The sequence below is a fragment of the Streptomyces sp. NPDC045846 genome, from assembly GCF_056431605.1.
The window spans coordinates 1-19,970 of record NZ_JBWKKJ010000031.1 but is presented as its reverse complement, the minus strand read 5'-3'; the positions used below and the strand labels follow the sequence as shown (position 1 = coordinate 19,970).

The 19,970-nt window shown below is 69.4% G+C and carries 15 protein-coding genes and 4 pseudogenes; 10 read left to right on the top strand and 9 right to left on the bottom strand.

Annotation, left to right across the window (positions count from 1 at the left end; genetic code table 11):
• The first annotated feature begins 50 nt into the window (after nt 1-50).
• On the top strand, nt 51-1,334 hold the full coding sequence (locus AC07F3_RS40685; RefSeq protein ID WP_479120038.1) for a glycosyltransferase 87 family protein: 1,284 nt from the start codon (nt 51-53) through the stop codon (nt 1,332-1,334).
• An 81-nt stretch (nt 1,335-1,415) separates the two neighbouring features.
• Here the strand turns inward: AC07F3_RS40685 and eno are convergent.
• Both eno and AC07F3_RS40675 read right to left on the bottom strand, forming a co-directional pair.
• Nucleotides 1,416-1,706: pseudogene (gene eno / locus AC07F3_RS40680) on the bottom strand (phosphopyruvate hydratase); the annotation flags it as partial.
• Between the two features lie 108 nt (nt 1,707-1,814).
• Nucleotides 1,815-3,959, bottom strand: a complete 2,145-nt coding sequence (locus AC07F3_RS40675; protein WP_479120037.1) for a DUF4185 domain-containing protein — start codon at nt 3,957-3,959, stop codon at nt 1,815-1,817.
• A gap of 414 nt (nt 3,960-4,373) precedes the next feature.
• Between AC07F3_RS40675 and AC07F3_RS40670 the strand changes: the two are divergent.
• The 3 genes and pseudogenes from AC07F3_RS40670 to AC07F3_RS40660 all read left to right on the top strand — a co-directional run bounded on the left by AC07F3_RS40670 (nt 4,374) and on the right by AC07F3_RS40660 (nt 6,737).
• Nucleotides 4,374-5,199: pseudogene (locus tag AC07F3_RS40670) on the top strand (transposase family protein).
• A gap of 295 nt (nt 5,200-5,494) precedes the next feature.
• The gene (locus tag AC07F3_RS40665) at nt 5,495-5,908 is read left to right on the top strand and encodes a hypothetical protein (protein WP_479120035.1); all 414 of its coding nucleotides are present in this window, start codon (nt 5,495-5,497) and stop codon (nt 5,906-5,908) included.
• 280 nt (nt 5,909-6,188) lie between these two features.
• Nucleotides 6,189-6,737 carry a LutC/YkgG family protein gene (locus AC07F3_RS40660; RefSeq protein WP_479120033.1) on the top strand — a complete coding sequence of 183 codons (549 nt, stop codon included), beginning with the start codon at nt 6,189-6,191 and terminating at the stop codon, nt 6,735-6,737.
• Nucleotides 6,738-6,752: 15 nt separating this feature from the next.
• Here AC07F3_RS40660 and AC07F3_RS40655 read toward each other — a convergent pair whose 3' ends face one another.
• Together AC07F3_RS40655 and AC07F3_RS40650 are read right to left on the bottom strand one after the other, a co-directional pair.
• Entirely contained in the window at nt 6,753-7,436 is a 684-nt protein-coding gene (locus AC07F3_RS40655) for a TNT domain-containing protein (RefSeq protein WP_479120032.1), read from the bottom strand.
• Nucleotides 7,437-7,852: 416 nt separating this feature from the next.
• Entirely contained in the window at nt 7,853-8,632 is a 780-nt protein-coding gene (locus AC07F3_RS40650; RefSeq protein ID WP_479120030.1) for a polysaccharide deacetylase family protein, read from the bottom strand.
• A 294-nt stretch (nt 8,633-8,926) separates the two neighbouring features.
• Between AC07F3_RS40650 and AC07F3_RS40645 the strand changes: the two genes are divergently transcribed.
• The gene (locus AC07F3_RS40645; protein WP_479120029.1) at nt 8,927-9,946 is read left to right on the top strand and encodes a L,D-transpeptidase; all 1,020 of its coding nucleotides are present in this window, start codon (nt 8,927-8,929) and stop codon (nt 9,944-9,946) included.
• Between the two features lie 59 nt (nt 9,947-10,005).
• Here the strand turns inward: AC07F3_RS40645 and AC07F3_RS40640 are convergent, their stop codons facing one another.
• Both AC07F3_RS40640 and AC07F3_RS40635 read right to left on the bottom strand, forming a co-directional pair.
• Nucleotides 10,006-10,842, bottom strand: coding sequence for a hypothetical protein (locus AC07F3_RS40640; protein ID WP_479120027.1), 837 nt, complete (start codon nt 10,840-10,842; stop codon nt 10,006-10,008).
• 29 nt (nt 10,843-10,871) lie between these two features.
• Entirely contained in the window at nt 10,872-11,468 is a 597-nt protein-coding gene (locus tag AC07F3_RS40635) for a papain-like cysteine protease family protein (RefSeq protein ID WP_479120026.1), read from the bottom strand.
• Nucleotides 11,469-11,909: 441 nt separating this feature from the next.
• On the opposite strand from AC07F3_RS40635, the gene AC07F3_RS40630 reads away from it, so the two are divergent.
• On the top strand, nt 11,910-12,440 hold the full coding sequence (locus AC07F3_RS40630) for a hypothetical protein (RefSeq protein ID WP_479120025.1): 531 nt from the start codon (nt 11,910-11,912) through the stop codon (nt 12,438-12,440).
• A 47-nt stretch (nt 12,441-12,487) separates the two neighbouring features.
• Here the strand turns inward: AC07F3_RS40630 and AC07F3_RS40625 are convergent, their stop codons facing one another.
• Complete coding sequence (locus AC07F3_RS40625) at nt 12,488-14,563, bottom strand: PIG-L family deacetylase (protein ID WP_479120024.1); 2,076 nt, start codon at nt 14,561-14,563, stop codon at nt 12,488-12,490.
• A 315-nt stretch (nt 14,564-14,878) separates the two neighbouring features.
• Between AC07F3_RS40625 and AC07F3_RS40620 the strand changes: the two are divergent.
• A pseudogene (locus tag AC07F3_RS40620) lies at nt 14,879-15,097 on the top strand (LLM class flavin-dependent oxidoreductase); the annotation flags it as partial.
• A 201-nt stretch (nt 15,098-15,298) separates the two neighbouring features.
• Here the strand turns inward: AC07F3_RS40620 and AC07F3_RS40615 are convergent.
• On the bottom strand, nt 15,299-15,577 hold the full coding sequence (locus AC07F3_RS40615) for a hypothetical protein (protein WP_479120023.1): 279 nt from the start codon (nt 15,575-15,577) through the stop codon (nt 15,299-15,301).
• 200 nt (nt 15,578-15,777) lie between these two features.
• On the bottom strand, nt 15,778-16,767 hold the full coding sequence (locus AC07F3_RS40610; protein WP_479120022.1) for an Acg family FMN-binding oxidoreductase: 990 nt from the start codon (nt 16,765-16,767) through the stop codon (nt 15,778-15,780).
• Nucleotides 16,768-17,290: 523 nt separating this feature from the next.
• Here AC07F3_RS40610 and AC07F3_RS40605 point away from each other — a divergent pair.
• From AC07F3_RS40605 to AC07F3_RS40595, 3 genes and pseudogenes are all read left to right on the top strand, one after another.
• Nucleotides 17,291-18,613, top strand: coding sequence for a peptide MFS transporter (locus AC07F3_RS40605; protein WP_479120020.1), 1,323 nt, complete (start codon nt 17,291-17,293; stop codon nt 18,611-18,613).
• A 169-nt stretch (nt 18,614-18,782) separates the two neighbouring features.
• Nucleotides 18,783-19,597, top strand: a protein-coding gene (locus AC07F3_RS40600) for an IS5 family transposase (RefSeq protein ID WP_479120019.1) whose coding sequence is annotated in 2 segments (ribosomal slippage) — nt 18,783-19,137 and nt 19,137-19,597 — 816 coding nt in all. Because the reading frame shifts where the segments join, the coding sequence is not laid out codon by codon here.
• Between the two features lie 124 nt (nt 19,598-19,721).
• Nucleotides 19,722-19,970 (top strand): annotated as a pseudogene (locus AC07F3_RS40595) (NF041680 family putative transposase); the annotation flags it as partial.

The window sequence follows — 19,970 nt, the reverse complement described above, 5'->3', positions numbered from 1 at the left end:
ATGTGCCGCCACCGGCCCGGGTGCTCTTGAACGGCTGGCCACTGATGCTGATGCACATATCCCGGCAGACGGCCGACGCCGCCCGCTCCCTCCCCCGCCTCCGCACGGCGGGACGGCGCTGGGATCGGCCGACGCTGGCCGCAAGTTCCGTAGCCGCATTGGTGGTTGGTCTGGCCTCGCCCGTCCATACCTCCCAGCGGACCTGGGGTCTCATCGCCGCGGTGGGTTACCTCTGCGCGGCTCTCGCCGCGGCGAGATCACCCGTGCGCTGGTCGCGTACGGCCGGCGTCATCGCCGTGCTCGGTACGGTGGCCGTGCCGCTGGTGTGGCTGACGGCCGCCGGTCTTGAGCAGATGGAGGTGGGGGTCGTCGAGCGCGGGGCCGGCCTCCTGTTCTCCTCCGGAACCCCCTATCACCACCACCCTGTCGAGGTGCGGGACTTCAACCCGTACCTGCCGGGGATGGCCCTCTTCGGGCTGCCGCGCGTGCTGTTCGGCAACGGCCTGCTCACCAGTACCCGGCTGTGGTTCCTCGTCGGCTATCTGGCCACGGCCATCGGTGCCATGCGCGTGACGATGCAAGGGATGCCCCGCGACGGACGTCACTCCGCGACAGCCGCGCGCGTGCTGTGGCTGACGGCATGCCCCCTGGTCGCGCTTCCCCTCACCTTCGGTGGCGTGGATCCGCCGGTGGTCGGGCTCCTGCTCCTCGCCCTGGCCTACGCACACCGGGGACGCCCCGGTCCTGCCGGTGTCGCGCTGGGCGTGGCCGCGGCGTTGAAGTGGACCGCGTGGCCGGCGATTCCCGTGGTCGCCGCCCTGCTGATGGCTTCCGGGGGCCGCCGCCCGGCGGGGAAGTTCCTCACCGTCTCGACGGGGGTGGGCGCGCTCGCCGTGCTGCCCCCGCTCCTGGTCGACCCCGCCGGGTTCTACCAGAACGTCGTCCTCTACCTATTCGGACTGAGCGCCACCACTTCATCGGCCGAAAGCCCGCTGCTGGGCCATCTGCTCGTCGCCACACTGCCGCACGGCAAGAGCGTCGCCGTGGCACTCATCGCCGCGAGCGCGGCGGGAGTCGCGACCTCACTCCTCATCCGCCCGCCGCGCACCGCTGCCGCCGCCGCCCACCGCCTCGGCTGGGGCCTGCTGCTGGCCATAGCCCTGTCCCCCGCAACCCGCGTCGGCTACGCGATCTACCCCGTCGCCCTCCTCGCCTGGCCGTCACTGTGCTGCCTGACGATCGGTACGCACGCCGTCAAGAGGTCCGGTCCGGGTCAGCGGGCGGAGGAGAAGGAGGGGATGAGGGCTCCCGCCGTATCGAGTCCGGCCGGTTGACCGGGGAGGAACGGGCAGCCGGGCGGAGTCGGCCACCGGCGCACGAGTACGGCCCCCCGGCCGATCGCGACCGGAGCCGAATCACGTCGGCCGGGGCACCCCCTGCCTCTGCCGCAGCACAGCCCCACCCGCGAACCGTGCCGAGTCACCCAACTCCTCCTCAATCCTGATCAGTTGGTTGTACTTCGCCGTACGGTCCGAGCGGGAGAGGGAGCCCGTTTTGATCTGGCCGCAGCCGGTCGCCACCGCCAAGTCCGCGATGGTGGTGTCCTCCGTCTCGCCCGAGCGATGCGACATGCCGGCCGTCCAGCCCGCCTCGCGGGCGGTGGCCACCGCGGCCGGCGCCTCGGTCAGGATGCCGAAGCTGAGGACGGCTCGGGCCCCCTTCAGGCCCCAGTGGGCGCCGGTGATGTTGAGACGATCAACAGTCGGGCGCCGACGTGCACCTCCGGCCGCGCGCGGCCCTGGCGCTCCGGGTGCTCAGTTGTTGGGGTGCCCCTTCGTGATCACCGTGTGCATGATGACTGTCTGGTACGGGTCCCAGGTGGACATCACGTAGTCGATGTCGGCGGCGTAGGGGTCGGCCGGGTCGGCGCGCGTGAAGCGGCTGAGGATGTACGGCGCGTAGGGGTCGCCTTTCCAGTCGCCGTCCGCGACGGGGTCGCAGTGCCGCGTCGTTTCGTGCGTGAAGTGGCAGAGCCCGTTGTCGGCCACGGGGTCGAAGATGGTGGACGGCGCTGACCACGGCCCGGCGATGGAGTCGGCGAACCTGGCCTGGATCTTGCTGTCACAGTTGTAGAGCATGAGCCAGCTCTTCAGTGGTGCGACCCAGGAGATGGACGACTCGCCGACGCATTTGTCCTGGGTGCTGCCGGCGAACATGTCAGAGGCGAGCCTGATGTCGCTCACCCAGGACCGTGTCCCGTTCGGGTTGATGTGCAGGTAGCGCCAGTTGAGGTCGTTGGTGACCGGTCCGGGCGGCACGTAGGCCATGATCGGATCGCTGGACCGGTAAAGTCCGACTCCCCAGATGTAGGTGCCGCGCGGGTCTGCGGCCGGTGCTCCCGCGAGGTGCTCGGTGTTCAGTGACCCGGTGTAGGTGAACCTGCCGTCGAGCTGGAAGAGGTTCTTGTACTCGCCCAGTGCCGGGTTGTACTGGGTCATCACGGCGTTACCGCGCTGATTGACGCCCGGCTTGTGCCCGTTCTCGCACTGGCTCGGGTCGGCGCCCTGTCCGGCGCAGTGGTTGGTCCAGAAGATCACGTACTGGTGCCCGCCGCTGACGAAGCCGCTCGCCGGCACGTTGAAGATTCCCTGGTAGATGGACGGGTTGATCACCATGGCCGGCCGATAGGTGGGGAACGGGAACGTGTTCATGGTGGGGTAGTTCAGGTGCAGGCAGGACGCGTAGCTCGGCGGCGCCGTGTCCTGGCTGATCGCGACTGCGTCGTCATAGCCGCTCTCCTTGTCGCCCTCGAAGGCGGCGGGATGGGTGTCGCCGAACAGCAGCGTGAGCGTCGAGCCGTCGTCCACGGGATAACCCAGGTCGGTGCCCTGCACGTTCGCCCGGAGCCCGGTCAGGTTCGTGGTGGACGATCGCTGCTCGCTGTCGACGTTGCCGGTGAGCTGGCAGACCTTCTCACTACGTCCCCGATAGGCGATCTGCTGGTCGCCGGGCTGCCACGGCTTGTTCACGTCGGAGTTGTCATGCCACCAGTGCTCAAGCTCGTTACCGGAGAAGCCGCCCGCCACCTGGGTGTCGCCCGTGGGTGACGGCGCGGTCGGCCCCGGCACGACCACCTCGAAGTTGCCTGGCCGGTCGCCCGCGCCGAAGCCACTCTCGATCAACGACGGTGATCCCGTCACCCCCGAGGCGAACGACCCTCCGTCCTGCCACGGCTTGTTCACGTCGGAGTTGTCGTGCCACCAGTGCTCAAGATGCTCACCCTCCGGCACCACAACCTCGAAGTTCTTGTGGTCTCCCCCGAAGCCGCCCTGGATCATGGCAGGACCGCCCGACACTCCTGAGGCGAACGTCGCGGCCGGATGCCAGGCGGAGGTGTCTCGCCAATAGGCTGCCAGATGGTCACCCTGCCGTGCGACGACTTCGAGATGGCCGTGCCCGTCGCTGCGGAAGTCGCTCTGAATGATTGCGGGCCGGCTGTCGGAGATCCCCGATCCGAAAGCCCCGCCGTCGTGCCACGCGCCGCCCGTCCCCGCCCGCCAGTAGTGCACGAGCCGCCCGCTCTCGGGCACGACGACCTCCAGGTTCGGCAGTCCACCGCTGGTGTAGTCGCTCTCGATCAGGCCCCCGGGCCCTGTAGCCCGGTCGGTGATGACCGGACCGCGAGTCCAGGCATAGTTCACATCGGCGTTGTCGTGCGAGTAGAAAACCAGGGCGTTCCCCTGCAGCACGACCAGGTCGAAATCACCCTGCTGCCCGTTCGGCCGCACGCGACTCTGGATCATGCACGGGTCCCCGGTCACCAGCGGCTCCACCACGGTCTGCGGAGGGCGCGGCGCATCCGCGACCCGCGCATACGGCGCCGCCGCGGCGGCAGGGCCCCCGCCGCAATCGTCGTGGCGACCAGCATGCCGCTGAACACCATCGCGAAACCTCTCCACCGCATCCCCGCTCCCCCCTGGGCCGAGCCCTCCAGCCCGGCAATCAGTGCCCGCGCGCCGCCCCCCGCGGCAAGTCTGTGGTCCACTCCGTGATTTGCCCCAAGCTGCTGGAGACCACACCGCGTTGATGATGTGGTTTCAGCCAGGTGATTGCCGGGGTCGGAGACCTCCGCTGCCTGACGAAAGGTTGCTCTATCAACGCGGGCCGCGCCACGGTGATCGGCCAGCCGGTCTTGAGGGCGGTGCCGTAGTGGAGTTGATCGAGGTGGCCGGTCGGGTAACGGTGACAGGAGACTTCTTTACTCGATGAGTGATGGGTGCGATCTGTGAGTGAACCTCTTTCATCCTGTCCCTGAGGAGCGAAAGAGGCTGGTCAGAGGGGTGGGTGACATGGCAGAGCCCCTCGCCGTTGGGGTGGTGACATCACTCAACACACCAGCGGCCGGGGGGCTCTGTCGGTTCCGTTTCCTGCCATGCTCGACGTCCCGTATGAGCACGCCGAGCACGTCGAGCACGTCGAGCACGTCGCATGGTTGCTGTACGCCCGCAGACGGGATATCAACTCACCCTGGCGCAGGCCGAGTTGCTTCAAACAGGGCCCTCCTCGCCCTCGCCCACCCGCGGAAGAACGAAACGTTCGCGCAGGCCGGATCCGGATTCGGTGTCTCTGAAGCAACGGCCTGGCGGTACGTCGACGAGACGCTCGAGGTGTTGGCCGCGTGGGCCCCAGGGCTGCGGGAGGCCCTTGTCGGCCTGGGTGAAGCCGACTTCGACGCCGTTGACGGCCACCCTGATCCCCCTGACCGCATCAAGGAAGACGAGCCCGACTACTCCCAGAAACATTGGAACCACGGCATGAATGTGCAGGTCATCGCCCGGCCGGACGGCACACCGCTGTGGTTCTCGCGTGCCCTGCCGGGCCGGACCCACGACCTGACCGCAGCCCGCATGCACGGAATCATCCAACCATGTCCGACCAGGGAGATCCTCGTCCTGGCCGACCGGGCCAACCAAGGCGCCGACGCCACCCTCCGCACCCCTTACTACCACCACCGCGAACAGCCAGAGCACCACCAGCAGTTCAACCGCGACCACGCCCAACACCGCGCACCAGACGAACGCGCCTTCGCCCAGCTCAAAACCTGGCGCGTCCTGAGACAGGCACGCTGCTTCCACCAACCGCACCAACCGGATCATCAAGGCCATTCACATCCCGATGACCTGCAGTTATTCAGGATGAAAAGGGTCCAGTCCGCAGCGCCCAACCCGCAGTCGATCAGGATTCAGTTGCCTGGTCTTACAGAGTGATTACCGCTTGGAAAAGTCGCTGGCCAAATCGATATCGGCGGCAGTTGATCAAGATTCACGAATTAAATCTTGCGGAATTCTTACAGCGTGAAAGAGCTGCTTGCCGTATTTGCATTCACCCAATTGAATCGTGGACACCGGGAGGCGTTCCGGGCAGCCGAACGGGTCGGCTGCCGGTGATCGACCGGTGCCGCTGAAGGGCGGCCAACCCAAAAGAGGATGGTCACGTGTTTCGTGGCAAGGAGACGACAATCTCGAAAGAGAACAGTCGGGTGTCTCGCGGCAAAGGGCTCGGGAGGAAGCTGGCGGTAGGGGCATCTGCCGCCGCACTCGCCTCGGTTTCGCTCATAGGCGCGGCCCCGGCGTACGCGGGCAACAACGGGCAAATGGTCGGGGTGTCAACCAGGTACTACCCCGACGCCCGAGTGTGCGGGAACAACCAGAACAACGTCTATACCTGCACGCCTTGGTTCCGGGCCGGCACCCGACCCCGCGTCTACCCGAACTACTGGTTCAAGGGCTACGTCAAGATCAGCAGCGGATCCGGGTTCATAGCGCGGAACAGCGCCTGGGCATACGTTCCGGTGAGTCAGGGGAGTGACTACTTCATCTACGACGGCTTCGCCGACTACACCTTGTAGCCGCCCTCGCTAGGGCAGGCTGGGAGCGCCGTGCCGATTTAGTTCTCGGAACGGCGCTCCCCATCCAAGGCCCGGTCGTCGACCTCAACCTCGACGGCCAAATAGGGGATGGTTACCGGGGGCATGGCGATTTCAGCGGTGCCAGGTTTCATGAAGCGGGATCATCAAGGCCATTCACACCCTGAGGCCACGACGAGGCCTCCCGGTTCGTCATCCGGATCGCCGCCGCTCGGGTGGACGAAGCGCTGGCCGATGTGCCCCGGCCGACGAGAGCGCGCCGGTGCCGCGCAACTACCTGCGCACGGCACCCCCCGACCTCGACCTGATGACCACGTACTTGCGCGAACACAAGGCCCGGGTTCACCGAGTCCAGCCCGGCCAACCGGCCACCGCCTTGGCCGACCTCACCCGGTACCACCGGGCCCGTACGGTCTCCGTCCCCTGGGACATCCCGGACGAGTGGCTGAGCCGCATCGACCCGGCCGTCCAGGTGACCGTCGACGGGCCGGCCCTCACACCGCGGCGCCTCGCCGAGGTGGACTGCTCGATCATGAGCTGCGCCACCGCCGTGGCGATGACGGGCGGCGTCGCCCTGGACTCCATCCCGCGCCTGGGCCGCCGGGCCCTGGCCCTGCTGCCGGACCGGCACATCTGCGTGGTCTTCGCTGACCAGGTGGTGGGCACCCTTGCCGAAGCCCTGCCCCGGCTCTCCCCCAGCCGTCCCATCACGTGGATCGCCAGCCCTTCCACCACGGCCTACATCGAACTGGCCCCGTGCGAAGGCGTCCACGGCCCGCGGTCCTTCGATGTAGTGGTGGTCGAGGGGTGAACGCGGGATGCAGCCCTATCGAAGGCCGCCGCCCCCCTGCCCCTCCTTCACGGACTCAGCCGTGGTCTCCCGCAGGAACCCGTGCTCCAGCAGCCATCTGACGCCGGCGTTGCCGCCCTCGGGGTATCGCGGGTCGGCCCGGTGGTCGAGTTTGATCTGCTGGCCTCCGCCGGGCTGGCCGAACCAGGGGGCGGCGGGGCCCTTGAAGACGCGGAATGGCTTGATCACCACGTATGTGTGGTAGTTGCAGACGGCGTCCTTCGGGTACGTCTTGAGGCTCTTCGGGTAGAGCGAACGCTGGCTGTACGGCGTTCCCGCGGGCGCGAGATACGAGCCGTCCGGTGACCCGAAGCGGTCCCACTTCTCGTCCTTCTGGAGTTCGACGACGTTCTTGGTTCCGTCGAACCCGTCGTCGGGCGGCATCTTCCACCCTCCGTCCGAGGTGGTCCACTCCTTGAGGAACACCTCGGGCGACGGGCTTCCGGCGCCGGTCCGCTCGTAGCCCTTCAACATCGGCCCCAGGACGGGGAGTTCGGTGGGTAAGGGATCCGGCCCGAGCCGCCAGTCGTTCTGGTACGGCTTCGAGCAGGCCGCCACCGGGCCCTCGGGTGGAGCCCCGGTGGCGGCCTCAGCCTGGCCCGTGCCGGTGCCGGTGAGCGCCGTCACCGCCAGCACCATGCCGGAAAGGACGGCCGACACGCGAGCTCCGCTTCTCAACGCTTCTCCTGATGGGATAGTCAGTGACGGTCCGCAGGACGCCCGATGGTCGCGATGCACTACGCCGTCCCGTTCACAGGCCGCGCCAGATCCAGCTGAACAGCGGCCCTTGCACCGCCATATGATCATTTGTCGCGCCCGCGGCGCGACGTGACCGCCCGCATGTGCGTGACAACCAGCAGGGTTTCGGACAGCCATGCCGAGGTGTTCCGACGCCGCGGACAGTGGGACCCCGGTGCCAACCCGGCATTCAGCTCACCCCGACAAGCCAATGACCGTCCGACGGGTCGACTCATCGGCGCCCGGGTGCGGAACGCCGGGGGTACGGCGAGGCGGGCTGTCGATCAGCAGGGGATCGTGCAGGGGCTCGTGTTCCGTCAAGCAGCAGAGGCTCGCGCTCAGCGCTGCGGGAAACCGAAGCCGTAACCCTGTTCCCTCATCCACGGCAGCAACTCCTCCAGCGCTTGCACCGTTTGGGAGCGGTCCCCGCCACCGTCGTGGAAGAGAACGGTCGGCCGCCCCTCGCGCACCTCGTTCTCCACCGTGTTCACGATCGTGTCGGTGCCCTTGCGTTCGAAGTCCTTGCTGTCGACGTTCCAGCCGAGCGGGCGCATGCCGTGGTCCGCGGCGAGGTGGCGGCTGTAGGGGGTGAAGGCACCGCCCGGCGCCCGGTAGTACTCCACCTTGGCGCCGCCCGCCGCTTCCTCGATCATCTTCTGGGCATCGAGTATCTGCTCCGACTGGTAGCCCTCGAACTTCTTGTCCATGCGAGTGTTGTGACTGATGGTGTGGTCACACAGCTTGTGGCCGGCCGCGACGACCTTCTTCACCAGGTCCGGGTGCGCCTTGGCCTGCGGGCCGATCATGCAGAAGACCGCCTTGACGTCGTTCTCCTTCAGCACCTCCAGCACCTTGGGGGTCCACACGGGGTCCGGGCCGTCGTCGATGGTGATGTTCAGGCTCTTTCCGGGCCGGTCGGAGGAGTGCACGATGCTCGGATCCACCTTGGCCGGCGCCGAGCTCTGGGAGACGGACGGCTCGGGGGACTTGGCGTCCGCACCGGAGCCGTGGCCCTCGGCGAACGCCAGCACCCCCGCAATGCCCAGCAGAGCCACGGCTGCCGCAGCCACCCCTACGATCCTTCCTTCAATGCCGCTGCGCTGTCCCAGCTGTGTCATCGCCCATCCCGTTCTCTCCGCGGTGCGAGTACTGCCGATCACCTGTGGTGCACTCGCCGACTTCACTAGGACAGATACGAAGAGATCCTGAAATGGCTGCGTCTGTTACCGAATCATCAAGAATCTCTTCGACCGGTCCTGTCCCGTGCCGACGCCCATGGGTTCGTCCACGGCGCGCCCGTGTGGTGGCTGAGGCACCTGTTACGGAACGGTCATCCCGTACGGCGAACCTCAATCCGGGCTACAGGCCTCTTGTGATCCGTAACAACACCTTTCCGGAGAAGAGTCGCCGCCATGCTTCGCGTCCAGTCCACGGCCGCACCGGCCACCCCCGCGAACCGCCGCCGTTCCCACGCGGCGCGCATATCCACCGCCGCCTTCACCGGGCTGCTCCTGCTCACGGCCTGCGGCGGCGGGAACGGGGGCGGCAAGGCGTCGGCAGGCGACGAGACGTCAGCCGACGCGGTCCACAGGCAGGCGGAGGCCGCACAGGCGGCCGCACCGAAGAAGGTGACGTCGGGACCCGTGCTGGACTTCGACCTGACGCCGGGATCCGGGAAGACGGTGGGCACCGGCCAGCCGGTGTCGCTGGAGTTCAAGAAGCCGGTGAAGAACAAGGCCGCTGTGGAGAAGGCGTTGTCGGTCTCGGCGTCGAACGCCACCGAGGGCTCATGGGGCTGGGTGACCACGCAGGCCGGCCTGGACCGCCTGGACTGGCGGCCCAAGGACCCGTGGAAGCCCGACACCGAAGTCACCGTCAAGGGCACACTCACCACCATCGACCCCGGCGGCGCGCACTTCGACCGCGACCTGAACCGCACCTTCAAGATCGGCCGCGATCAGCAGCTCCTCGCCGACCTCGACACCCACCGCCTGATCGTCAAGCAGAACGGGAAGCAGGTGAAGTCGATACCGATGTCCGGCGGCGAACCCGTCGAGGGCCGCGCCTCCCGCCCCGGCACCTTCGCCATCAAGTCCCGCGAGGAGAAGGTCCACATGACCTCCGCCTCCGTCGGTGGCCCCAAGTCGTACGACGTGACGGTCAGCTGGGGCATGCGTTTCAGCGACTCCGGCGGCTACCTCCACCAGGCCACCGACGAAGGCCAGCAGTACGTCGGCAACACCAACCACAGCGCCGGATGCGTCGGGATGACCCCCGAGGACGCCAAGTGGCTCTTCGACCACACCATCCTCGGTGACCTCGTCACCGTGAAGGGCAAGGAAGCCACCGGTGAACTCGGCGGCGTCGGCAACGGCTACGCCGACTGGAGCATCACCTACGACCGATGGAAGACGAAGAGCGCCGTCAAGTAGAGCCAGCGGAAGGTGAGTTGGGGCGGTCCGGCGGAAGGTCGGCGGAGCGCAGGCCGCTCTCACCGGGGTGCAGTGGCGCGACGGCGGGTCACGGCCCAGGCGGCGGCCAGGATGCCGCATCCGGTGACGCCGGACAGGGCAAGGGGGAGTGCGGTGTTCGTCGTCCGCGCCGTGGCGGCCGGCGCCCCGGCCGTTGGGGCAGGGGCACCGCCGCCCAGGCCCTGGGCGTCGTAGGCGGAGCCCGGCATCTTGTCGTGGTACCGGCTGTGCACGAGGGTCCGGTAGTCCGCGAGGGACATGCTCCGCGCGCCCAGGACCTGTTCGGCCGTGGCGTCGAGGGCTTCCACCGCGTCATCGTGCCAGGCGTACCAGGCGTTGGTCTGCGGTTCGAGGAACGCGATGCGGTGCGGGCCCGCCTCGCGGGTGTGACGGGCTTCGTCGTCGCCGGAGGAGATGGCCAGGACGGTCCACCGCCCGTCGCGCGGGGCGGTCTTGACGGTGACGCTCTGCCCGGCCGTGGTGGCGGTGCTGGCGGCCGCTTCGGTGCGTATCGGCGGTGCTCCCGGGGTGCCGGTGACGAAGCCGGGGTTGAGGACGTGGACCGGGACCGCCGGCTGCCACTCCGGCACCGTCGGCCCGTCGTCCGCGGGCGCCTGGAGCGGCGCGGAGGTCGTGCCGGTGGCGGACCGCTGTCGTTCGTGGGCGAGGAACTCGCCCAGCGCCTGCCGGGCTTCGGGCGAGCGGGCCACCCGGTCGGCCTGCTGGAGATCGAGTGTGGCCGCCTCCGACGACGGTGGCGCGGCGGCCGCGAACGCGGCCGGGGACAGCAGGACGGGCACCACGAGCACGCCCGCCCGGGCGACGCGGCGCCGTGCGCGCGCCGGGGCGCCGCTCACGGATTTCTTCCTTCCGGCATGGCGCGACATCATTTCCCTATCTCGTAGAGCGAATGCGTCCAGGTGAATGTGCCGTTGTCTCGGTAATAGTCGTGCGAGCCCCAGTTGTAGCGGGTGTTCGTCGGCCACGGATCGCCCCAGTAGACCCAGTTCTTCTGGGGATCCGTTCCGTAAATCACGTGCATGTGGCCGCCGCCGGATTTCCAGAGAATCCTGGTCTCGATCGGCCGGTTCGCGGCGATCTCTCTTTTCACCGTGTCGTAGCGGAGCCATCCGGTGACGTACCGGCCGGAATTGATGCCCGCCCACCGGAGTCCTCTTTGGACGTTACCCAGGTCCGCCTGGCTGTTCGGGCAGTCCCCTCCTTGCGCGCGGCCGAAGGCGGCGTTGCAGAAGTTGTTCTGCGACCGGTCCTTTCCCAGCCAGTGCGCGATGGTCGTGCCGGCAGCCGCCCAGCACCAGTTCGTCTTCTGCTGTTGCCGCATGGCGATGTCGATCCGCAGTGGCGCGGCCTGCGCTTCACCGGCCGCCGAGCCCACCAGCGCGGCTCCGGTCAGAGCCGCGGCGGCCAGGGCTCCGCGCCGCCTCGCGGCACGCGGTGTGGGGATGTGCCGTCGTCTCGTCATTCTGCCTCCGGTTTTCTTCGTTGCCGGCGGCGTCCCGCGCATTCGGCAGGGCAGCCTCCCGGCGGAAATCCGTGCCCCACACAAGAGGGCGACACCATGAGCAGGAAAGGGAGAAGGAAGACCGGTGGCTGCACGTTCCCGAGACAGGCAGGGCACAGGACTTCCTTCCGCACTCACGCCCGCCATCGCAGAAGGCCGGGCCGGAGTCGTCCATTCACCATACGGCTCGTCGTGCACTCTTCAAGCAGTTCGGATTTTTCTGCTGGCATATGACCGAAAAGGAGTTCTCAGGCCCGTCGGACGCGTGGCGTGAAACTGCGGAAAAACTGCATCCGCCACAAGCGAGTTGAGGTGGTTCACGCCATTCGACGGCGATCTTCTTCGCTCGGAATGGCTGCGAAAACGCCGACACCGCGCGCCGACGCGAGGCAGCATGGCCCCATGCGGAAGTCCATCGCCCAGGGCCTGTTGTGGGTTGCCGTCGCGGCCGGCGTGACCGGCCTCGCCTGGTGGGGCGTGGCCTCCGCCCTGTCCACCGGCGACTACGGCGTACGCCCGATCACCCTCCCGTCGGCCAGCCGCGAACCCACGCCCGGCCCCTCACCGATGCCGAGCAGCCGGCCGCCACGGCAGCCGGAGCCGGGCAAGCCCCCGGCCGGGACCCGCCATTCCCCGCCCAACAGGAGCGCGTCCGCGGCGCCCACTCCCCCGCCCCTCTCCTCGCCCTCGGCCCACACCACCCGCAGGGCCGAGCACCACCGACTGACGGGGGGCGAGGTCCGCATCGCCACGGACGACCGCAGCGCCGCGCTCATATCCGCCATCCCGGCCGACGGCTGGCGCGCCCAGACCTGGGCACAACAGGGTTGGCTCCGCGTCACGTTCACCCGCGGCGAAGAGGCGTCGTCGCTCTTCTGCACCTGGAACGGCCATCCGCCCTGGGTACAGATCGACGACGGCCCCCGCCGGTGAACACCCCGTCGGCAAAGCCAGGCTGGATGCCGGGACGCCCTCCGTGGCTACGCCCCGGCGGGCTGCCACGGGCCGATGGGCGAGCCGGCGGCCGTCGTCCGGGTCCAGTACAGCCTGGCATCGAGGCCGAGTGCGGCGAGCACGCCGTCGGCTCCCGTGCGTACGCCTGCCGGGGCGCCCGCGATGAGCAGCTCGGCGGTGGTCCAGCGCGGGGTGCCCCCGTCGATCTGGGCCGTGCCGAGGGTGCCGTCGGGGCCGCGCCCGGCGACGGCCGGACCGCACAGGCCGACCGCTCCGTAGCCGCCGACGCCGCCCAGGTCGACGACCATCGGCCGCGCCGAGCCGTCGAGTACGGCCGTCTGCACGGCGCCCGAGTCGGGCTTGCGGAAGAACACCCGGGTGCCTTCGCCGTCGGGACAGGCCGAGAGCCCGCCGGCCGTGGTCGCGGGCAGCCCGGTCGGTTCCGGCCGGGCGGGCAGGGGGGCGCCCGGTTTCGGCTGGGTCCAACTCAGCACGGTTTTGGCCGTGTTGGCGACGACATGGACGCGCCCGGCCTTGTCGGTCGTGGCGACGGGGTCGCCGTGCAGACCGCTGCCGCCTAGGTCGGCCCAGGCGGACCACGTGCCCGACGGTTCCTGTCCGGTCGCGTACAGGCGGAGGTCTCCGCCGCGTACGAACACCGTCAGGCGGCCGGAGCCGTCGACGGCGGGTGCCGGGGCCGACAGGTCGGACAGGGCGGTGGTGCCGCTGCGGGCCGGTGAGCCGAGCAGCTGGAACGGGCCGAAGTCGCCTCCGGGGCGCTGCTGGAAGGCCGCCACCACGTCACGTCGGTAGTCGGCGCCCTTGCCGAGGCGGCTGCGGGTGGCGAACACGGCGATGCGTCCGTCGGGCAGTGGCGCCGAGGTGAGTCCGGTGTCGAGCGGCCCGTCCGCCGCGAGGAGCTTCGGCCCGGCCCACGTGCCCTGCGCGCCGGGTGTCTTGTGCCATACGGCGAGCTTCTGGTCGAGCACGCCGAACGCCCACAGTCCGCCGTCCTTGTCCGCTTGGAGCCAACTGGTCGAACTGGCACGGGAGTAGCGCACCGACTGGGCCCAGTTGTTTCCGTAGGGGCGGTTGGAGACCTTGCGGTCACCACAGCCGGCCGGGCTGTTGCAGTAGTTATCCTTCGGGTCCATCCAGGCGTACGTCTTGACCGTCTCCGCCTTGGCGTCCGCGGCTTCCTTGCCGAAGGTGTGCGGCAGGTAGCTGGTGTTGTAGCCGAGGTAGGTCTGCACGGTGAAGTGCGGGTGGTCCGGGGCGGCGGCGTACCGCTGGAGAGCGGCCTGGGCGAAGCGGGCGCTGAAGACGTGGTCCTGGTGGTCGATGATCTTGTTGCTCTCCCGGGCCGGGGTGGGGTCCAGGGTGCGCACATGGGTGACCCGGAACCGCAGCATCAGCGCCGCGAGCGCCTCGACGAGCTGGTCCCTGGTGTAACTGGCTGGCTTTGCCGGGGTGTTGGAAGCGATGAGCAGCTCCAACGAGGGTGTCTTGCCGTCCCACAGTCCGCGCAGGCTGTGCGGCACCTCCTTGTACATCTCGCGGGCCTCGCGCAGCTGCATCCAGACCAGACTGATCTGCGGGTGGGCCCGGAGGGTGTTCAGCTCGGCGGTGACGCCGCCGACGGTGGGTATCGAGGTGCGGTCCCAGGGGCTGGTCTTGTCACCGGTCGCCATCTGCGCGTACGCCGCGCGTATGCCGTTCTGCCGGGCCTCCGCGTACCGGGCGCGGTCGGCGGCCGGCATGGGGTGGCCCGGCCCCCCGAACCCGGGGGCGTTGACACCGTCGGCCTCCCCCGACGTCACGTACACCGAGGTCATCGGCCGGCCGGAGCGTATCGAGTGGCCCGTGTCGGGGTTCATGAAGAACAGGTCGTCGTCGGGGTGCGCGACGATCTGCATCACGGACTCCTGGCTCTCCGCCCGCACCGCCTGGGCGCTGTCGGTCGCCACCGTGCCGTTGTCCCCGTCCTCATCACCCCACAGGGACGTCACCGCATATCCGGCGGCTCCGGTCAGGGCAACGGCGGCCGACCCGGCCAGGAAAGCCCTTCGGGACGGCGCGGACCTGCGACTTCTGGACCCCATGTACGTGCTCTTTCGGTGCGGCAGCCCCGTGGGGCCGGACGGCGCGGCAGCACCGCATCGCCGTACCCGGTCGCCAGTGCTCGGACCGGGGCTGGTCGGAACCCGATCCGATAGGGAGACGGAAAGACAGGGGATTGGGTTTATTTAGACCCATGTATACGTTGTGCCGCTTTGGTCACGTTCTGATTGCGGAGCGGGCGAACGCGGCCATGAGACGGGCCACCCGCGGGCGCGGGGTGGCCGGCCCGGCGGGCTCGAAGTGAACACGCCAGCTCAGGGCCGGGTTCGGCGTGATCGGGTCTTCCTGCGCACAGCAAGCTGCTGGTCTGGATGGCGGCGTACGGCCCCAAGGCCCTCGCGCTCGCCGGGCAGAAGGCCGACGGCTTCATCCTCCAGCTCGCCGACCCCTTCCTGACCGAGTGGAAGGTCAAAGCCGTCCGCACCGCCGCCGCCGACGCCGGCCGCGGCCCCGCCGCGATCACCATCTGCTTCGCCGCCCCCGCCTACGTCGGCGACGACCTCGCCCACGGCCGCACCGACAACCCCGACACCGCCTTCGGGCGCGCCCATGGCGGCGACGGTCGGGACCGCCGGGCCGACGTCGACCGTGACGGTGCGGCCAAGAGCTATGGACTCCTTGCGCTCCGGGTACGGGGAAGCGCCCGTGGCGGCCCGGAACAAGCCGCCACGGGCGCCAACCCGCGCTCATTTACGGTCACTTGGACCGCAGTGACGTCACTTCGACGCGTCCACGTGCCCCGCCGCGATGTGCGGGACGCTCGCGTCGGCCGTGATGGTCTGGCTGTACTTGTTGTCCTTCGAGGCCGACTGGATCCTCTTGGCCGGCGCGTGCGGCGTGCCCACGGGGGCGTGGATGGTCCGGCTATGCGCGGTGGTGTCCGCGCCCTGCGAATCGGCGCCGCCGTGGGGCGCCGCCTGGGCGACCCCGCCGAGGGCGAGGGAGCCGAACAGCACGGCGCTCGATGCGATGACGATGCGCTTGCGGAGCTTCATGAGGTGTCCTCCTGACGTGTGGTTGCTGACGTCGACCGAGGCCTGCCATCGGATGGCACGCCGTGTGATCCGTCGACACCACGAACGTAGGCGTGGGAGACCTTTCGTTTCCCGAACGTTTCGGCCGCCCAGCAGCAGGATCGCTTAGTCACCGCTTACCGCCGTTCCGAAGAGGTGCCCCGTCGCCCCTGGGGCGGGGCTCAGTTGACGCTCAGCACGTCCTGGACGCTGCGACGCGGGCTGCGGCGGCCGGGTTCCGCGTGTCCGAGCCGCAGCACCATCTGCACATGCGACATCGCGGACAGCGGGTCGCGGGCGGCCCAGCGGAATTCGGGGCGTTCCAGGATCTGGCTGCCGAGGCCCACCGCCAGGCCGTGGCGGGTGGCGAGGAGCAGCGTGCGCTGGAGCGCCTGGCCGGCCCGGAGCCAGTCCTGCGGGCGGTCGGCCGCGGTGCCGAGCAGCGCGAGCCGGGGGTTGTCCTCGAAGCGGGCGGCCGGACGGCCGGCCGACACCCGTCCGCCCGCGAAGTCCCGGACCAGGACGCCGTGTCCGGTGCCGCGGGGACCGAACGCGTACGGGGGTACGCCGTCCACGGCGGTGGCCCCCGGCTCCGGCTCCGCACCCGTCCAGCGCGCCAACTCGGCCGCGCGGTCGGGGTCTTGGTGGTCCTGGAGTTCCGCGTCGCGGGCGAGGGTGAGCAGGTGCTCGACGTGCCACGGGCCAGGGTGGACGAGCAGCGCCCCTTCCGTGCGGGCCGCCTCGGCGAGGGCGTCGAGGATGTCGGGCGCGACCGGCTCGCCAGTGAAGGGGTGGCGGTTGGTGTGCCGGTGCGCGATGGCGCCGTACAGGTCGGCGAGGTCGTCGTGCGGCTGCGCGGATGCCGTCAGACGCACGGTGGCGAGCAGGCCGGGCTGCTCCGGGTCCGGCAGCAGCTGGGTGGTGGGCGTCAGGCCCCGGTGGGCGGCGGCGACGCGCAGGGTGAAGAGTGCGGCGCCGCAGCCGATGTGCAGGCCCCGGCCGTCCGGGTCGGTGTGCGGGAGGGCGCGGAAGGTGTCCGCGCGCAGGTCCAGGGTGCCGGTGTCGCGGAGGTGGACGAACCGCCAGGGCTGGGCGTTGTGCAGCGAGGGCGCGGTCGTGGCGTCCGCCACCAGCGCCGCCACCGACCGCGCGTCGAGTACGGGATTCGTCATGACCCGCTCCCCTGCCGCTTCGGCCGCCTGCCCGCACCGTGCGGACGCCCTCACTCTCGTCCGCGGACCCGTCCGCGGCCAGGGCCCTACGGCCCTGCGCGGTAGGTCGTAGGGCCCGTGCGCGAACACCGGTCACCGCGGCGGGCCGCGCCGGGCCACGGGGTGCGAACACCTGCGCCCGGCAGGTCATGAGGCCTGCGGACACATGACCAAGGGCCCGTCCCGATCACCCCGAGTGCCCATAGGAATGGCCGCGCCGCCCTGCCTAACGTGGACCATATTTGTCATTTCGTACCGGCTTGGTGGTGTATCCACCGCGGGGTTCCCGTCGCAGGTTTCCACCGCACGGCATCCACCCGCAGTCCGGTAGATCACGAGGAGTGCACGCCCATGTCCCCCACGGCCACCCCCTCCCTTACCGGATCGGAGGTGATCGCAGAGAACCGCGCCCCGGTCAGGGGTCTGCTGCCGTTGTGCTTGAGTGAGGCAGCCGAGCGGTTCTCCTTAGCGGTCCTTCTACGGCATGAGGGCTGTGCTCGTCGTCTTCCTCGTCGACACCGCGAACGGGCTCGGCATGAGCCCGGCCGTGGCCACGGCGCTCGTCGGCGCCTACCTGTCGGCGTGCTACTTCACCGCACTGCCCGGCGGCTGGCTCGCCGACCGCGTGCTCGGCGCCCGGCGGGCCGCCCTCGTCGGCGGCGTCGTCATCCTGCTCGGCCATGTGTCGCTCGCCCTCGACCTGGGCGCCTGGACGGTCTACACCGGTCTCGTCCTGATCGCCCTGGGCACCGGTCTGCAGAAGCCCAACATGACCGCCCTGGTGGGCAAGCTGTTCGGTGAACGCAGCGACCAGGAGCGCGACGCCGCGTACAGCAAGTTCTACGCCAGCATCAACATCGGCGGTCTGCTCGCGACGCTGCTCGTCGGCTGGCTCGGCGTGCGCTTCGGCTGGCCCGTGGCCTTCGGAGCGGCCGCGGTCGGCATGGCCATCAGCCTCGTCGTGTTCCTCACCTCGGGCGGACTGCGCGAGGCGGGCGACCGCCCCGGTAACCCCCTGAGCCCGGCCGAGCGCGCCAAGGTCCTCAAGAACACCGCCGTCGCCGTCGCGGTGGCCGTGGTGGGCGTCGCCGCGGCCCTCACCGGCGGCCTGACCCTGTCCCACTGCCTGACCGCCTTCACGGTCCTCGCGGTGCTCGCGCCCGTCTGGTACTTCACGCGCCTGCTGCGCACCCGCGGCATCGACGAGCGGGGCCGGGCCGGCATCCGCGCGTACGTGTGGCTCTTCGCCTCGGCGGTCGTCTTCTGGGCGATCTTCGACCTGGCGGCGTCCAACGTGCAGCTGTTCGCCAGCGACCACGTCGACATGCTCGGGCTGCCCAACACCTGGCAGAACGCCCTCAACCCGATCATGATCGTGCTGTTCGCGGGCGTGCTCGCCGCGGTGTGGAAGCGGTTCAGCGTCTCGGCGCCGGCCAAGTTCTCCACGGGACTCGTGCTCTGCGGCGCCTCGTTCCTGCTGCTCGCCGTCGCGGCCACCCAGGCCACCGGCACGGTGCGCGTCTCGATCATGTGGCTGGTCGGCCTGTACTTCCTACAGACCATCGGCGAGCTGTTCCTCAGCCCCACGGGCCTGTCCATCAGCCACAAGCTGGCCCCGGCCGGCATGGGCTCCCAGCTCGCCGGCCTGTTCTTCCTGTCGGCCTCGACGGGCGACGCGATCGGCAGCCAGGTGGCCAGCCACCTCACCGGCACGACCCTCTACCTGGCCCTCGGCTCCCTCGCCGTCGCCGCCGGCTGCGCGATGGCCGTGGCGACTCCGCGTATCCGGGCGCTGATGCAGGAGTAACCCGGAAGCCCTTTTCAGTTGAGGCACCGCCCAGAGTCGATCGGCGCGCTGATCGCGGATGCGAGGAAGTCCGGAATCGCGCCGGACGGCTCGGGCGGGCTGTTACCGGGGGCTTGTTGTGGTGCAGACCTCCGGAGGTGTTGGTGACGGAGTGACACACCATAGACTGTTGGTTGTGGTGGGGATTGTTGAGCGGCTGGTGCCGGATGAGTTGCGGGAGTTGTTCCAGCGCGTGGTGCCGGAGGCGCCGATGCGTCCTCAGGGTGGCGGACGGCGTCGGCACGGCGACCGGGAGGTGCTGGCCGCGATCGTGTTCGTGGCGACGTCCGGCTGTACCTGGCAGCAGTTGCCGTCGGCGTCCTTCGGGCCGTCGGGAGCGACGGCCCATCGGCGGTTTGCCGAGTGGTCGAAGGCCCGGGTGTGGGCGAAGCTGCACCGCCTGGTCCTCGATGAGCTCGGCTCCCGCGGGGAGTTGGACTGGTCGAGGTGCGCGATCGACTCGGTGAACATGCGGGCGTTGAAAAGGGGGACCTGACGGGTCCGAATCCTGTGGACCGGGGCAAGTACGGCTCGAAGATCCACTTGATCACGGAGCGGACCGGTCTGCCCCTGTCCGTCGGGATTTCGGGGGCGAACCTGCACGACAGTCAGGCGCTCGAGCCCCTGGTGCGGGGTATCCCGCCCATCCGCTCGCGCCGCGGCCCCCGGCGGCGACGGCCCGGAAAGCTGCATGCCGACAAGGGCTACGACTACGACCACCTGCGCCGCTGGTTACGCGGCCGGCGCATCACCCATCGCATCGCCCGCCGGGGAATCGAGAGCTCCACCCGCCTGGGGCGGCACCGCTGGACCATCGAGCGGACCATGTCGTGGCTGGCCGGCTGCCGCCGACTCCACCGCCGCTACGAGCGCAAGGCCGACCACTTCCTCGCCTTCGCCAGCATCGCCTGCACCCTCATCTGCTACCGCAGACTCGCCAAATGAGATGACGTCTTAGCTTCGCTTTTATCCCCGCGGGCGTGGTTGTGGACGGCTTGTTGGGCGCTTTGCGGGACATGGAACGGCCGTCGCGGGATCCTCCAGGTAGATGAAGACCGGGGAGGGCGCGATGGCCGTCGCTGTCAGTGTGCTCGGGGCCAGGGTGGACCGCCAGGGGCGGACCAACCTGATGCGTTTCCGCGGAAGTTGGTATGCCTGCCTGCTCCGGCGGGCTGATGCGTTGTTCGAGCTGACGGATGCGCTGCTGTCAGCCGGGCCTGTCGTTTCGCTGCCGTATCTGTCGCTGGACGGGCTGCACCGGCGTGGTCATGGCAGCACCTACGCTGCCCTGGCAAAAGGACAGCTCAATACCGAAGCG